This window comes from Paracoccus sp. (in: a-proteobacteria), from assembly GCF_030536915.1.
Classification (GTDB): Bacteria; Pseudomonadota; Alphaproteobacteria; order Rhodobacterales; family Rhodobacteraceae; genus Paracoccus.
In genome coordinates, this window is sequence record NZ_JAUNPC010000065.1 from 1,707 (window position 1) to 15,714 (window position 14,008).

A 14,008-nucleotide genomic window follows, 5' to 3' on the forward strand; every position below is an offset into this window, starting at 1 on the left:
AGCAGCTCGTCTCCGCCCACGGCGCGGCGGCGTTGCCCCGGCCCGGCAATCGTGCCAGAGAATGGGGAAAAGCACAGCCGGATGGCCGCGATGACAGATTTCCAGGAACGCCGCACGACCATGGTGGACACCCAGGTCCGCACGAATGACGTGACCAAATACAACGTGATCGCGGCGATGCTCGAGGTCCCGAGAGAGCAGTTCGTCCCCGACAGCCGCCGCGACGTCGCCTATGTCGGCGAGAACGTCGAACTGGTCCGCGGCCGCGTGCTGCTGGAACCCCGCACCATCGCCAAGATGATCGACGCGCTGGACATCCAGCCGACCCAACTCGTGCTGGATGTGGGGGCGGGCTTCGGCTACTCGGCCGCGGTGGTGGGACGGCTGGCGCAGGCCGTCGTGGCGCTCGAGGAAGACGCCGACATGGCGGCCGAGGCGACGCGGCGGCTGGCCGTGGCGGGCGCGGACAACGTCGCGGTGGTCGCCGGGCCGCTGGCCGCGGGCCACCCGGCCGAGGCGCCCTATGACGCCATTCTCGTCGAAGGCGGCATCGAGGAGATGCCCGCGGATCTTGCCGCGCAACTTGCAGAAGGAGGTCGCATCATGGCGCTGTTCCGCGAAGGCGCGCTGGGGGTGGTGCGCCTCGGCACCAAGCTGGATGGGGTGATCACGTGGCGCTACGCCTTCAACGCCAGCGCCCCCGTCCTGCCGGGCTTCGCCCGCCGGGCCGAGTTCTCGCTGTGAGGGGGCGGCGTCTTCTGGTCGCGGCGCTGGCGCTGGGCACCGCCCTGTCGTCGCTGCCCGCCTGGGCCGAATCGCTGGCCGATACAATGGTGGGGGCTTACCGCCACTCGGCCCTGCTGGAACAGAACCGCGCCCTGCTGCGGGCGGCGGACGAGGACGTGGCGCAAAGCATGGCCGCGCTGCGCCCAGTCGTGCAATGGGCCGCCTCGCATAATTTCCAGCAGGTGGACGGGATCGAGGCGGTCGCGACCACGCTGGAACTGGTCGGGCAGATGACGCTCTATGACTGGGGCCGCGGCCAACTGGCGATCGACATCGCCAAGGAACAGGTCCTCGCCACCCGCGAATCGCTGATCTCGGTGGAACAGGACGTGCTGCTGACCGCCGTGCAGGCCTATCTGGACATCCGCAGCGCCGCGCAGCAGGTGGCGCTGCAGAACAACTCGGTCGGGCTGCTGACGCGCGAACGGCAGGCGGCGCAGGACCGCTTCGACGTGGGCGAGATCACCACCACCGACGTGGCTCTTGCCGAGGCGCAACTGGCCGCCACCCGCGCGAGCCTTGCCGCCGCCCAGGGCCAGCTTCAGATCGCGGGCGAGAACTACCGCAACGCTGTGGGACGCGAGCCGGGCGATCTCGATCCGCCGCCGCCCCTGCCCGCGCGCCCCGCCTCGATCGAGATCGCGCGGGACACCGCGCGCCGCACCCATCCGGCCATCCGGCAATCCCAGCGCGCCGTTGCCGCCGCCGAACTGGGTGTTGCGGCGGCTGCGGCCGAACGCCGCCCGCAACTCACGGGTTCGGTGGGGCTTGGCACGACGCGGGCGCCGGGCCGGACGCTGCTCGGCACGGGCGACCAAGACAACACGACGACGCTCAGCGCCGGGGTGCAGGCCAGCCAGACCATCTATTCGGGCGGGCGGCTTCCCGCGGCGCATCGCCGGGCCATGGCCCAGCGCGATTCGGCGCGCTCGGCGCTGCTGGACACCGTGCGGCAGGTCGAACTGGTGCTGGGCACCGCCTGGGCCAACATCGACGTCGCCCGCGCCCAGATCGGGTCCATCGAGGAACAGATCTCGGCCGCCGAGCAGGCCTATGAAGGCGTGCGCGAGGAAGCCACGCTGGGCGCCCGCACCACGCTGGACGTGCTGGACGCCGAACAGGATCTGCTGGAAGCGCGCGCTGACCGGATCACGGCGGAAGCCAACCTGCAGTTAGCACATTATCAACTTCTGGCCGCTATGGGTCTGCTGACGGTAGAGCACCTTCAGCTTGGGATCCCCACCTATGACCCATCGGCCTATTACAACGCGGTGCGCGACGCCCCCTACACCAGCACCCAGGGCCAGAACCTCGACCGCGTGCTGCGCGCGATCGGCAAGCAGTAAGGCAGCGCGGGCGACCGACGCCACCCTTGCCGGGGGCGTCGGGGCATGAGCGTTCCTCTCCCCAGGATCGAACGTCCCGATGACATGGGCGATGTCCTGGCCGAGATCCGCCGGCTGGTCGCCCGTGGCGGCCCGGCCTCGCGGCTTGACCAGGCACCGATGGTGGTGACCGCCCGCGTCACCGCCGGAACCGGGGACGAGCGGCAGCCGAACCCGGCGCAGTCCCTCGCGCTGCCGGTTGAATTGCCGATGTCGGGATCGGGGCGACCGGTCTCGGCCAGCGGGACATTCCCGGCAGGCCCGGCCAGCGCACTTGTCAAGGATGGCAGGCAAGCGCCCGCCGTCGGCCCGATTGCCGGCGACAAGGTTGCGCCCTTCCGTCTTGACCCGGATGCGATGGTTTCTGCCGCCGCACAAGCAGGCCCGCTGCGCCTTTCCCCCCGGCTGGCCGCAAGGGACGATCCCGGTGACGCCGCGGACGCGGATCATCCCGCCATGTCCGCCGTCCCGGTACCCCCGGCCGGCCCCGTCCACGGCATCTTTCCGCTTCCTGCGGACAGGTCTGCGGCGCGGTCCGCCGTGGACCCCCTAGTGCCGCCCAAGGCCGAAAGCCCGTGGCCTGCCGGGCGGGACATCGCGCCGGAACCGCAGCCACTGCCGCCCGGCCGGGATGGCCCGGCGCCGACACCATCCGGCCCTTGCGCAGACACGCCGGCCGATGCCCTTCTTTCAAACGGAAAGCCTGACATGCAAGCCTATGCGAACAGCCCCGCCGCCCCGATGCACGCCGACCCTGTTTCCGACCGCTTCCCCCAGGGCGTGGGCGAGGCCCTGCCCGGCGACGAGGAAAACCCCCTTCGCGCCCTGCTGCGCGAAGTCGTGCGCGAGGAGTTCGCGGGCGAGTTGACGCGCAGTCTCGACGACAACCTCCGCCGCATGGTCCGGGCCGAGATCGCAGCCGCCCTGACTGAGGCGCTGGTCCGTCGCCCCCGCGGCTGATCGCGCCTCGTCAGCCCTTGCAAGGCGCTGACAACAAGACGCGGCGGGATCGGCAAGGGCTTCCGCTGCCAGCCCGCTCGCCTACCTGATGAAGCCGCTGACCGACTATTTCACCCGCGCCTTCCGCGAGGACTAGGTTACGCACTCATGAACTGCTAGCGGCGGTGTGCAATCGCTGATTCACTTCTCGAAAGAGGAGGGCATCATGAGCCAGCGCCGTTACGGACTGACCGACTTCGAGTGGTCGATTGTCGCCCCGCTTCTGCCGAACAAGCCGCGTGGTGTGGCGCGGGTGGACGACCGCAAGGTGCTGAACGGCATCTATCGGCGGATTCGGACCGGCTCGCCCCGGGCCGACATTCCCGAGCATTGCGGGCCCTTCACGACGTGCTGCAACCGCTTTGTGCGGTGGGCCGGGATCGGCGTGCGGGACCGGATGTTCGCGGCCAATCCGTGGCCTGCGAAGGCGCCGAGCAGTCGGTGGACAGCTCCTCGATCCGCGTTCACCAGCATGGGGCGAACGCAAAAAGGGGGGTGCCGGCGCCACCGGCGTGGCTGACCTTCGAGCCTGCGCACCGGGGCGTTCGCGGGGCGGCCTGACCACCAGGATCCATGCCGTGACCGAAGCCCGCGGCCTGCCGATCGCGCTGAAGCTCACCGCCGGGCACGCCCATCACGGGCGCTCCGCCGACGACATGCCCGACACGGTGGGCGCGGGTCAGACCCTGATCGCGGACGCCGCCCATGACGGCAACCGGCTGCGCGAACGTCTCGCCGCCCTTGGGGCAAAGGCCGTCATCCGGCCGATCCCCCGCCGATCCGATCCGCTGCCGCTGGACCGGGCCGCCTACCGCAGACGCGATCGGTTCGAGCGGTTCTTCTCCAAGCTCAAGCATCACAGGGCTGTCGCCACCCGCTGCGAGAAACACAACGCGGACTTCCTCGCCCTTGTCAAACTCGCCGCAACCCGCATCTGGTTGCGTGCTTGTGAGTCGGTGTCCTAGGGTAGCCTGTCGGCCTCCCCAATGACGCTGGAGCCAGAGGGGAAGAAAGCCGCCGGTGCACCGCTCATGTCGCGCCCATGTTGAAGAAGGGCCATGTCCGCGGCGGCAGGCAGATACACGCCTCGTCCCATCGGCTGCGGAATGGCGGACAGGTCTTCGCTGCAACTCGCAGGGTGATCCGCCGACGACGGCCAGCCGGTTGCGCGCGACCTGCGGCACAAAGGGCCTGCGATTGCGCGCAGTTCCTAGTGGCAAGGCAAGCCTGCAGGGCATGGAACGCTGTTCCAGCCTGTCCTGCGGCAGGCAGGATGAAAGCGGTGGCGAAGCTGAGGCCTGTGACTGCCTGCCTCAGCCTGCGGGGGATGTATCGCAGACTCATGGCGGCGCCTCGATCCCGAAAACGCCGCCACTGCCTAGGGCTTTGCCGGACAGGCGCGACTGCCGACGCAACCCGGCGGCGCGAAGGCTGCCTTTCTTCCTTGGAAGCAGTGCTGTCGAAGCCCGGCAGAACCGCCCGGTTCATCTGCCGGGACGGGGGATTGCCGCGGCGCATGCGCGGCCGATGAAAGCCGCCCCTGTGTCAAAGATAATCCTCGGGGTCCACGCTGTCGAAGCCGTTGCGGACCTCGAAATGCAGAAGCCCACTGCTGCGTGCCGCGCCGATGGCCTGGCCGCGGCTGACCGAATCGCCCTTGTTCACCGACAGCTTGTCCACGCCGGCATAGACCGTCATCAGCCCGTCGTCATGACGGACCACCACGATCGGGACTCCGTCGGTGTCGCGGGTCACGGCTGCGACCGTACCGCTGCCGGCCGCCTTGATGGGTGAACCGGGCGCGGCCGCGATGTCGATGCCCTCGTTCGTGCCCTTCCTGTAGGCGCGGGCGATCGAGCCGCTGGCCGGCATGGCGAACTTGCCGCTGCCCGAGGCCGCGGTGCGGGTGCTGCCCAGATCCGGGGCGGGCGCCCTGGGCGGGGGGGCGCTTGCGGGGCGGGTTTCCTCGCCCGGCAGGGGCTGCGCAGAGGACGGCGGGCGGGGCGTGGCCGAGCCGACGCCTGGGGCGGCCACGACACTGGCTGTGGCCGCCGTGCCGCTGGCGGGGATGACCAGTCGCTGGCCCAGGCGCAGGCTCATCGTCTCGGGCAGCCCGTTGGCGCGGGCGAGGTCCTGGACGGGAACCCCGTAGCGCCGGGCGATGGACCAGGCCGTCTCGCCCGCCGCCACCGTATGCGACCGCGCACTCGCCGCGGCACCCCCGCCCGATGGGGCCGCCGATGCCGAACCCCTGGGCGCGCCTGCCCCCGGAACCGCAGGCTGGCGGACGCCCTGACCGGCGAAGGGGTCCGAGACCTGCGCCGTTCCGCCGCCCGCAGCCGCGGTCGTCCCGGCCGCGGCAGCCCCGCGCGGCCATTGGATCTGCGGCATCTGCAGCCGGCCGAGGCCGGCTACGGTCATGGAGGGGCCGGCGCCCGCCGCGCTGGGGGCGGGGAACGCGCCGGGGACCGCCCCCGGCGGCTGCGTGCAGCCCGCCAGCGCCAGCGCCAGCGCGCATATCCCGGCGCGTCCGGCGCCAAGCCCGAAACCCGCGCGGTCCTGCGCCCGCGCCGCGACTGAAATGGTCATCTGCCCGTCCTCATCGTCTTCTTGCGGGGGTCATGTCTGTCCCAACCCCTCGACCAGCGGCACGAACCGCACCTGCCGCAGCTCGTCATAGGCATAGCCCGTTTCCGTCCGCGTCACGCGGATCAGGGTCTGCACCGCGTCCGACTGCCCGACCGGCACCACCATGATACCGCCCACCTTCAGTTGCGACAACAGCGGGCCGGGCGGGTCCTCGGCCGCCGCCGTCACCATGATGCGGTCGAAGGGCGCCTGTTCCGGCAGGCCGAAGGACCCGTCCGCGACCCGCGCCGTGATGTTGGTCAGCCCGAGGCGGCGGAAGACCTCCTCGGCCTCGGCCACCAGCCGGCGGTGGCGGTCCACGGTCATCACCCGCCGCGCCAGCACCGACAGCACCGCCGCCTGGTAGCCCGAGCCGGTCCCGACTTCGAGCACCATGTCCCGCGGGCCGACGTTCAGCGCCTGCGTCATCAGCGCCACGACCGAGGGCTGGCTGATCGTCTGCCCGCATGCGATTGGCAGGGGCGTGTCCTCGTAGGCGCGGTCCTCGAAATGGCCGCGCACAAAGGCGCCGCGGTCGATCCGCTCCATCGCGGCCAGCACGCGGGGGTCGGTCACGCCGCGCGAGCGCAGCGCATACATGAAGCGCATCTGCCGCTCGGCCGGACCTTCATCGTCACCGGGAGGATCGGCCATCATGGCTCAGCCCTCGTCCAGCACCGCGGCCAGCCGGTCGAGCGTCGCCCGGCAGGTCAGGTCGGGACGCATCGGCGTCACCGCGATATGGTCCGAAAGCAAGGCCTCGACATCGCTGCCCTTGCCCGCCCGCGCCAGTTGCGGGCCGCCCGCGATCCACAGGAAGCGCCGCCCGTTCGGGGCGACCTGCGCCTCGACCCCGAAGCGGACATCGGCGCGGCGGCCCTGCGGGGTCACGCGGATGCCCTTGACCTCGGCGGCCGAGCAGGGGGGGAAGTTGATGTTGTAGAAGATCGCGTAATCCTCGCCCTCGCCCCAGTCGGCCCGGTCGAGCAGCGCCCGGATCACGCGGGCGCCATGGGTGCGGGCGCCCTCGAAGGGATCGTCCAGCCGCGCCGTGCGGGGGCCGAGATACTGCGACAGGGCGATCGAGCGGACGCCCTGCAGCGCGCCTTCCATCGCGCCCCCGATGGTGCCCGAATACATCGCGTTCTCGCCCGCGTTGTTGCCGCGGTTCACGCCCGACAGCACGAGGTCCGGCCTGCGGTCCGACATGATGTCCCACAAGCCCGCCAGCACGCAGTCGGCCGGGCTGCCCTCGGCCGCCCAGCGGCGCGGCGCCAGTTCCGCGATCAGGGTGGGATGCGAATAGCTGATGCAGTGGCCGACGCCCGATTGCTCGAAGGCGGGGGCGACGGTCCAGACCTCGCCCTCCGGCCCGGCGAGTTCCGCCGCGATTTCGGCCAGCGCCTCAAGCCCCGGCGCGTTGATGCCGTCGTCGTTGGTGATCAGAATCCGCATCGATGTCCCCGCTGCGGCACGCGGGCCGCCGTTCCGGCCCGCCCCTTCGCGCCGCACCCTGATTAGCCTTGCACAGCCTTGGCGTGCAAGTCGCGCGAATCGCTGTTTGACGCCCGCGCCCCGGGGTATCAGGATGGTCGAAAAGCCGGGCAGCCATGCAGATATTCCTTCCCATCGCCGATGTCTCGGTGAATGCCTTCACGCTGATCGCCCTCGGGGGCATCGTCGGGCTGATGAGCGGCCTCTTCGGCGTCGGCGGCGGCTTCCTGATCACGCCGCTTCTGTTCTTCATCGGCATCCCGCCCGCGATCGCGGTCGCGACCGGCGCGAACCAAGTGGTGGCCTCAAGCTTTTCCGGGGTGCTGGCGCATCTGCGGCGCAAGACGGTGGATATCCGCATGGGGGTGGTGCTGCTGGTGGGCGGCATCATCGGGTCTGCGCTGGGCGTCGGGGTCTTCAACCTGCTGCAGCGCCTGGGCCAGGTCGAACTTGTGGTGCAGCTCAGCTATGTCGCCTTTCTGGGGGTCGTCGGGCTGACGATGCTGCGCGAAAGCCTGGGGGCGCTGTTCGCGTCGAAATCGCCCGGCGGCCCGGCCCGCCGGCGGCTGCACGAACACAGCTGGGTTCACCGCATGCCCTGGAAGATGAAGTTCCGCGCATCCGGGCTTTACATCAGCGTCATCCCGCCCCTGCTGGTCGGGCTGGCCGTGGGGGTGCTGGCCGCGATCATGGGGGTCGGCGGCGGGATCATCATGGTGCCGGCGATGATCTACCTGCTGGGGATGCCGACAAAGGTCGTGATCGGCACCTCGCTGTTCCAGATCGCGGCGGTCAGCGCCTTCACCACGCTGATGCACGCGGTCAGTTCCAACACCGTGGACATCATGCTGGCGGTGCTGCTGATCGTGGGGGGCGTGGTCGGGGCGCAGGTCGGGACGCACTGGGGCGCCAGGCTGCGGGCCGAGCAGTTGCGGGTCCTTCTGGCCCTGCTGGTGCTGGGGGTCTGCGGGCGGCTGGCCTATGACCTGGTGGTGCGGCCGGCGGACCTTTACTCCATCGCGGCGGGCTAGGGCGATGTGGCGGCGGGTCATGGCGGCGTTGCTGGTGGCGGCATGGCCTTTGGCCGTGGCGGCACAGGAGGGTGACGCCCCGATTGTGACGCTGGAACGCGCCCCCGCCCTGCCCGTGCCCGAAGCCCCCCCGTCCGAGCGGCTGGTCAGCGGGCTGTCGCAGGACGAGGTCGCGATCAACGCCACCTTCACCGGGTCCGAGATCCTGATCTACGGCGCGATCCGCCGGGACCTTCCAAGGACGCGGGACGAGGCGCCCGGCATCATCGTCACCGTGGAGGGCCCGTCGCAATCCGTCACCGTCCGGCGCAAGGACCGGGTCGGGCCGATCTGGGTGAACACCCAGGGCGTGCGGATCGGCGCCGCCCCCGACTTCTACGCCGTGGCCAGCAGCGGGTCGCTGGACCGGATGCTCGACCCCGCCGAGGACGTGCGCTTCCGCATCTCGCCGCCGCTTGCCATGCGGGCGCTTTCGGCGGGTGTCGATGTCGAGGATCCCACCCCCTTCACCGAGGCGCTGCTGCGCATCCGCGCCGAGTCGGGCCGCTATTTCGTCGACGAGGGCGCGGTGCAGATCGTGGACGACACGCTGTTCCGCGCCGACATCCGCCTGCCCGCGAACCTGATCGAGGGCGATTACCGCGCCCGCATCTTCCTGATCCGCGACGGGCAGGTGATCGACAGCGACACGGTGCCGATCCGGGTGCAGAAGGTGGGGCTGGAACGCTGGCTCTACCGGCTCGCGATGCATCAGCCCTTCTGGTACGGGCTGATGTCGCTGGCCATCGCCATGGCGGCGGGGCTGGTCGCCTCGGCGGCGTTCCGGGCGCTGCGGCGGGGTTGATCCTTTCGGGCGCCCGCGCGTTGGGGTGCGACCTGACCAGAGGAACCCGCCATGACCCGCAACCTTCGCCTGACCCTGATCGGCAGCGCCGCCGCCCTGCTGGCCTTGCCCGCGCTGGCCCAGGCCCCGGCGCCTGCAACCGAGGCCCCGGCCACGCAGGGCACCCCCTCGAACGCCGCCGAGGCCAATCAGGCGGCGATGCAGAAGATGCACGCCGAGATGATGATCGAGCCGACCGGAGACGCCGACGTGGATTTCATCCGCGGCATGATCCCGCATCATCAGGGCGCAATCGACATGGCCCGGATCGAGCTTCAGTTCGGAGATGACCCCGAGGTCCGCCGGATGGCCGAGGACATCATCGCCGCGCAGGAGGCCGAGATCGCCGCCATGCAGGACTGGCTGCAACGGAACGCCCCGGAACCCGCGGCAACCGGTGCGGCTGCGCCCGAGGCGCCCGCGCCGAAGCCGGCCCCCGAGACCGTCCCCGCCCCGCGGCCCGCCGCGGACGGCACGCCCGAGCCCAAGCCCGCGACCTGAGCCTCAGCCCGCCGCGCCGCTGCGCCGGGCGATCTCGGCCGCGGCGGCCGCGGCTCCTCCGCCCGCATGGGGCAGGCCTAGGGCGACCAGCCCCGCCTCGATGGCCGCAAGCGTGCCCAAGTGCATCTGCGCGCTGACATGGCCCATATGCGCGATCCGCAGCGCGTCGGCGGGTTCCGGCGCGCCAAGCCCGATGCCCAGCGTCAGCCCCGCCACATCCTCGGTCCATGCCCGCAGCCGGTCCGCCCCAGGCAGGGTGGCGGCCGTGACGGACCGCGCCCGCGCCGCCCGGTCCCGCACCATGGCGCGCGGTCCCGCGCCGCCCCAGGCGTCCAGCGCGGCCCAGGTCGCGGCAGCCAGCGCCTCGTGCCGGGTCCAGGCGGCTTCAAGCCCCTCCTCGTCCAGCAGCATTTCCAGCGCCTCGGCCAGCCCGTAGATATGCTGGACCGGCGGCGTGCCGCCCCAATGGCGCCACAACTCCTCGGCGCCGCTGCGCGGGCGCCAGTCCCAATAGGGCGTGGCCGCGCCCCGGCCCGCGGCGATCCGGTCCGAATACCAGACAAAGGCCAGCCCAGGCGGCACCATCAGCCCCTTCTGGCTGGCGGACACCAGCAGGTCCACGCCCCAGTCGTCCATCCGCATCGGCTCGCATCCCAAAGACGCGATCGCATCCACCGCAAGCGCCGCCGGATGATCCCCCATTGCGTCCCGGATCGCGGGAATGTCGAGGCGGACCGAACTGGCCGTGTCCACCTGGCAGGCCAGCACCGCCCGGATCTCGCCCGCCCGGTCAGCGGCCAGCCGGTCGCGCAGGCGCTGGAGGTCCAGCCCGGCGAAAGGCTCGGCCTCGATCCTCTCGACCCGGACGCCCATCGCCTCGGTGGTGGCTGCCCAGCCGCGGCCGAAATGCCCCGTCACCAGCACCAGCGCCAGGTCGCCCGGCGCCAGCAGGTTCATGTTCGCGGCCTCCCATCCCCCATGGCCGTTGCCGATATAGGCCGCGACGTTCTGCGCCGTCCCGGCCAGCCGCTTCAGCTGGCCCATCACCCGCAGGTTCAGCTCGGTCAACTCGGGCCCGTAGATGTCGGGCGAGGGCCGGTGCATCGCCCGCAGCACCCGGTCGGGCACCGGCGAGGGACCGGGAATGGCAAGCATGTGGCGGCCGGCAGCAAAGCTCATGGAACACCTCGAAGGAAAGCGCCGCCTGCCTAGATCGGCCCTCGGGCGGCGTCCATCCCCGTGCCGTGACCCCGGCTCTCGGGTTTCATCTTCTTCGTGAAAATATCCTGGGGTGAGGACCCGGCACGGGTCCGAGGGGCGAAGCCCCTTCATCCGCCGCCGCTTGTCCCCCCACCCGGCCCCCGCTATCCCCGGAACTGACCCGCAGGAGAGCCCGGATGCCGTCACGCGCCGACCGACAACGCGGCCTCTTCGGAAGGCTCTGGCAGGATTACCTGCGCCGCTACTGGCCGCGGATGGCTGTCGCCACGGTGCTGATGGTGATCGAGGGGTCCACGCTGGCGCTGCTCAGCTGGATGCTGAAGCCGCTGTTCGACCGGGTCTTCGTGGGCCAGGACGACAGCGCGATCTGGTGGGTCGGTGGCGTCATCTTCAGCCTGTTCCTGATCCGCGCCGCCACCTATGTCATCACCCGCGCCATCCTGACCTCGGTCCAGCAGGGCGTGGCCGCGCGGATGCAGACCGACCTGCTGGCGCATATCATGACGCTGGACGGGGACTTCTTCCAGATGAACCCGCCCGGCGCCCTGATCGAGAGGGTCCAGGGCGACACGATGGCGATCCGGTCGATCTGGACGACCTTCATCACCGGGGCGGGGCGGGACGCGATCTCGCTGGTGGCGCTGTTCGGGGTGGCGGTGGCGACAGATCCGATGTGGACCGCCGCCGCGCTGGTGGGCGCGCCGCTGCTGATCCTGCCCACGGCCTATGCCCAGCGCTACATCCGCCGCAAGACGCGGCAGAACCGCGCCCGCGCATCCGTCCGCGCCACAAGGCTGGACGAGGTGCTGCACGGCATCACCGCCGTCCGCCTTTACCGGATGGAGGACTACCAGGCCGAAAGCTTCCGCCGCATCGTCGGCGACATCCGCGAATCCGAAACCAAGATGAGCGCGGTCAACGCCGTGGTCCCGGCGATGATCGACATCGTGACGGGCCTGGGCTTCCTCGGCGTCCTGATCCTGGGCGGGGCGCAGGTCACCAGCGGCGAACGGACGGTGGGCGACTTCATGTCCTTCTTCACCGCGCTGGCCCTGGCCTTCCAGCCGCTGCGGCGCCTGGGCGGGCTTGCGGGCGGCTGGCAGACGGCGGCGGCCTCGCTGGAACGGATCTACGCGGTCTTCGACACCCGACCGACGATCCGTTCCGGTCCCCGGACCGAGCCGCCCCCCGACACCACGATCCGGCTTGAGGACGCGCATCTCGCCTATGGCGCGCATCCGGTGCTGCGCGGGCTGTCCTTCACGGCGCAAGCGGGGCAGACCACGGCGCTGGTCGGGCCTTCGGGCGCGGGCAAGTCCACCGTCTTCAACCTGCTGACGCGGATGGTGGACGCCGACGCGGGCGCCGTCACGCTGGGCGGCGTGCCGGTCGCCGACTTCACCCTGCCTGCCCTGCGTGACCAGTTCTCGACCGTCAGCCAGGACGCGGCGCTGTTCGACGAGACGTTGCGCGAGAACATCACCCTCGGCCATCCGGTTCCCGAGGACCGCCTGCGCGCCGCCGTGGTCGCCGCCCGCGTGGCCGATTTCGCCGATGCCCTGCCCATGGGGCTGGATACCCGCGTCGGCCCCCGCGGCTCGGCCCTGTCGGGGGGCCAGCGCCAGCGCGTCGCCATCGCCCGTGCCCTTCTGCGCGACGCGCCCGTGCTGCTGCTGGACGAGGCGACCAGCGCGCTGGACGCCGCATCCGAGCGGCTCGTGCAGCAGGCGCTGGACGAACTGAGCCAGGGGCGCACGACGCTGGTGATCGCCCACCGCCTGTCCACCATCCGCGCCGCCCACCGCATCGTGGTGATCGAGGCGGGGCGGGTTGTGGAACAGGGGACGCATGACCAGCTTATGGAAGCGGACGGCGCCTATGCGGCGCTGGTGAAATTGCAGTTCGGGGGCGAGTGATGCGGCAGATCCTGCGTGTCGGCGGGGCGGAACGGGTTGAATTCCTGCAAGGGCTGGTGACGAACGATGTCACCCGCGCGCCCGTCTGGGCGGCGATTCTGACGCCGCAGGGGAAATACCTGGCCGACTTCCTGGTCGTGCCCGAAGGGGATTCCCTGCTGATCGACGTGGACGCGCGGCTGGCGGATGACCTCGTGCGGCGGCTGTCGATGTACAAGCTGCGCTCGGCGGTGGAGCTGACGAAAACCGGCCTCAAGCTGTCGCGCGGCACCGGCGAGGCGCCGCCCGGCGCGATCCGCGATCCGCGCCACGAGGCGCTGGGCTGGCGGCTTTACGGCGAGGAGGAAGGCGACGACGGCACCGACTGGGATGCCATCCGCGTGGCCCATGTCATCCCCGAGTCGCTGGTCGAGCTGATCCCGAACGAGACCTTCATCCTCGAAGCCGGGTTCGAGCGCCTGCACGGCGTCGATTTCCGCAAGGGCTGCTATGTCGGGCAGGAGGTCACCGCCCGGATGAAGCACAAGACCGAGTTGCGGAAGGGCCTTGTCACCGTCGCGGTGGATGGCGAGGTGCCGGTCGGCACGCCCATCCTGATGGCGGACGGGCGCGAAGCGGGAACCCTTTACACCCAGTCAGGCGGGCGCGGCATCGCCCATCTGCGCTTCGACCGCATGGGCGAGGGACTGACCGCCGCTGGTACGGCGATCCTTGCGGCCGATGGGCAGGCGCAAGCCGGCCCGTAGGCTGCGTGGTTTTCGCGCACCCTGGTCCGCGGCCGGCGCAGGAAAGCCACCCGTTCCGCGGGCTGCATCGCCGGACGGGGGCTGTCTGCCCCCGCGAGGCCTGCGGCCTCTCCCCCCGAGGATATTTGACAACCATCCGAAAGCGAAACGACGCGCCGGATGGAGGATGGGAACGCGCATCCTCAGGAGCCTGCCGCACCGCAGGGGGCGTGCTCGGAACGCGCCATGTCCTGCGGGCCGTGCGTGGAAACTGCGCATCCTGCGCGCGGAACCCCGTGGCTTCGCGCCATGACGCCTGACGCGCCCTCGCGCATCCGCCGCATCGTCCATATCGACATGGACGCCTTTTTCGCCAGCGTGGAGCAGCGCGACAACCCGGATCTGCGGGGCAAGCCGGTGGCGGTCGGAGGTTCAACCC

General features: G+C 70.8%; 13 protein-coding genes and 2 pseudogenes. 11 read left to right on the forward strand and 4 right to left on the reverse strand.

Translation table 11 applies throughout. The features are described from left to right. The first annotated feature begins 90 nt into the window (after nt 1–90). The 5 genes and pseudogenes from Q4F04_RS11135 to Q4F04_RS11155 all read left to right on the forward strand — a co-directional run bounded on the left by Q4F04_RS11135 (nt 91) and on the right by Q4F04_RS11155 (nt 4,135). Nucleotides 91–744 (forward strand): protein-L-isoaspartate O-methyltransferase, encoded by a 654-nt coding sequence (locus tag Q4F04_RS11135; RefSeq protein ID WP_303369912.1) that lies wholly within the window; start codon nt 91–93, stop codon nt 742–744. Continuing rightward, entirely contained in the window at nt 741–2,132 is a 1,392-nt protein-coding gene (locus Q4F04_RS11140) for a TolC family outer membrane protein (RefSeq protein WP_303369901.1), read from the forward strand. The genes Q4F04_RS11135 and Q4F04_RS11140 overlap by 4 nt, the downstream gene beginning before the upstream one ends. A gap of 45 nt (nt 2,133–2,177) precedes the next feature. After that, a complete protein-coding gene (locus Q4F04_RS11145; protein ID WP_303369902.1) occupies nt 2,178–3,131 on the forward strand; it encodes a hypothetical protein in 954 nt (317 codons plus the stop codon). Nucleotides 3,132–3,336: 205 nt separating this feature from the next. Beyond that, nucleotides 3,337–3,641 (forward strand): annotated as a pseudogene (locus Q4F04_RS11150) (transposase); the annotation flags it as partial. 41 nt (nt 3,642–3,682) lie between these two features. Further along, nucleotides 3,683–4,135, forward strand: a complete 453-nt coding sequence (locus Q4F04_RS11155) for an IS5 family transposase (RefSeq protein ID WP_303369903.1) — start codon at nt 3,683–3,685, stop codon at nt 4,133–4,135. A 580-nt stretch (nt 4,136–4,715) separates the two neighbouring features. Here Q4F04_RS11155 and Q4F04_RS11160 read toward each other — a convergent pair. Genes Q4F04_RS11160 through surE form a run of 3 tightly spaced genes read right to left on the reverse strand, consistent with a single transcriptional unit; the run spans nt 4,716 to nt 7,253 of the window. Further along, entirely contained in the window at nt 4,716–5,759 is a 1,044-nt protein-coding gene (locus Q4F04_RS11160) for a M23 family metallopeptidase (protein WP_303369904.1), read from the reverse strand. A gap of 30 nt (nt 5,760–5,789) precedes the next feature. Further along, complete coding sequence (locus Q4F04_RS11165) at nt 5,790–6,455, reverse strand: protein-L-isoaspartate(D-aspartate) O-methyltransferase (RefSeq protein ID WP_303369905.1); 666 nt, start codon at nt 6,453–6,455, stop codon at nt 5,790–5,792. 3 nt (nt 6,456–6,458) lie between these two features. Further along, nucleotides 6,459–7,253 (reverse strand): 5'/3'-nucleotidase SurE, encoded by a 795-nt coding sequence (gene surE, locus Q4F04_RS11170; RefSeq protein WP_303369906.1) that lies wholly within the window; start codon nt 7,251–7,253, stop codon nt 6,459–6,461. Nucleotides 7,254–7,408: 155 nt separating this feature from the next. Between surE and Q4F04_RS11175 the strand changes: the two genes are divergently transcribed. The 3 genes from Q4F04_RS11175 to Q4F04_RS11185 are packed head-to-tail and all read left to right on the forward strand — an operon-like array spanning nt 7,409 to nt 9,707. Next, nucleotides 7,409–8,323, forward strand: a complete 915-nt coding sequence (locus tag Q4F04_RS11175) for a sulfite exporter TauE/SafE family protein (protein WP_182792212.1) — start codon at nt 7,409–7,411, stop codon at nt 8,321–8,323. A gap of 4 nt (nt 8,324–8,327) precedes the next feature. Then, on the forward strand, nt 8,328–9,167 hold the full coding sequence (locus Q4F04_RS11180; protein WP_303369907.1) for a TIGR02186 family protein: 840 nt from the start codon (nt 8,328–8,330) through the stop codon (nt 9,165–9,167). Between the two features lie 51 nt (nt 9,168–9,218). Beyond that, a complete protein-coding gene (locus tag Q4F04_RS11185; RefSeq protein WP_368660720.1) occupies nt 9,219–9,707 on the forward strand; it encodes a DUF305 domain-containing protein in 489 nt (162 codons plus the stop codon). 3 nt (nt 9,708–9,710) lie between these two features. On the opposite strand, the gene Q4F04_RS11190 is transcribed toward Q4F04_RS11185, so the two are convergent. Continuing rightward, nucleotides 9,711–10,886, reverse strand: coding sequence for an alanine--glyoxylate aminotransferase family protein (locus Q4F04_RS11190; RefSeq protein WP_303369908.1), 1,176 nt, complete (start codon nt 10,884–10,886; stop codon nt 9,711–9,713). Nucleotides 10,887–11,104: 218 nt separating this feature from the next. Between Q4F04_RS11190 and Q4F04_RS11195 the strand changes: the two genes are divergently transcribed. The 3 genes and pseudogenes from Q4F04_RS11195 to Q4F04_RS11205 form a co-directional block, all read left to right on the forward strand. After that, nucleotides 11,105–12,844, forward strand: coding sequence for an ABC transporter ATP-binding protein (locus tag Q4F04_RS11195; RefSeq protein ID WP_303369909.1), 1,740 nt, complete (start codon nt 11,105–11,107; stop codon nt 12,842–12,844). Next, complete coding sequence (locus tag Q4F04_RS11200; protein WP_303369910.1) at nt 12,844–13,590, forward strand: folate-binding protein YgfZ; 747 nt, start codon at nt 12,844–12,846, stop codon at nt 13,588–13,590. Before Q4F04_RS11195 ends, Q4F04_RS11200 begins: the two co-directional genes overlap by 1 nt. A 288-nt stretch (nt 13,591–13,878) precedes the next feature. Further along, a pseudogene (locus tag Q4F04_RS11205) lies at nt 13,879–14,008 on the forward strand (DNA polymerase IV); the annotation flags it as partial.

Excerpts from the sequence above, each read along its gene's own strand:
- Q4F04_RS11175 (WP_182792212.1), top strand. The coding sequence starts at position 7,409 with ATGCAGATATTCCTTCCCATCGCCGATGTCTCGGTGAATGCCTTCACG.
- Q4F04_RS11160 (WP_303369904.1), bottom strand. The coding sequence starts at position 5,759 with ATGACCATTTCAGTCGCGGCGCGGGCGCAGGACCGCGCGGGTTTCGGG.
- Q4F04_RS11200 (WP_303369910.1), top strand. The coding sequence starts at position 12,844 with ATGCGGCAGATCCTGCGTGTCGGCGGGGCGGAACGGGTTGAATTCCTG.
- Q4F04_RS11185 (WP_368660720.1), top strand. The coding sequence starts at position 9,219 with ATGACCCGCAACCTTCGCCTGACCCTGATCGGCAGCGCCGCCGCCCTG.
- Q4F04_RS11195 (WP_303369909.1), top strand. The coding sequence starts at position 11,105 with ATGCCGTCACGCGCCGACCGACAACGCGGCCTCTTCGGAAGGCTCTGG.
- Q4F04_RS11145 (WP_303369902.1), top strand. The coding sequence starts at position 2,178 with ATGAGCGTTCCTCTCCCCAGGATCGAACGTCCCGATGACATGGGCGAT.
- Q4F04_RS11190 (WP_303369908.1), bottom strand. The coding sequence starts at position 10,886 with ATGAGCTTTGCTGCCGGCCGCCACATGCTTGCCATTCCCGGTCCCTCG.
- Q4F04_RS11165 (WP_303369905.1), bottom strand. The coding sequence starts at position 6,455 with ATGATGGCCGATCCTCCCGGTGACGATGAAGGTCCGGCCGAGCGGCAG.
- Q4F04_RS11180 (WP_303369907.1), top strand. The coding sequence starts at position 8,328 with ATGTGGCGGCGGGTCATGGCGGCGTTGCTGGTGGCGGCATGGCCTTTG.
- surE (WP_303369906.1), bottom strand. The coding sequence starts at position 7,253 with ATGCGGATTCTGATCACCAACGACGACGGCATCAACGCGCCGGGGCTT.
- Q4F04_RS11135 (WP_303369912.1), top strand. The coding sequence starts at position 91 with ATGACAGATTTCCAGGAACGCCGCACGACCATGGTGGACACCCAGGTC.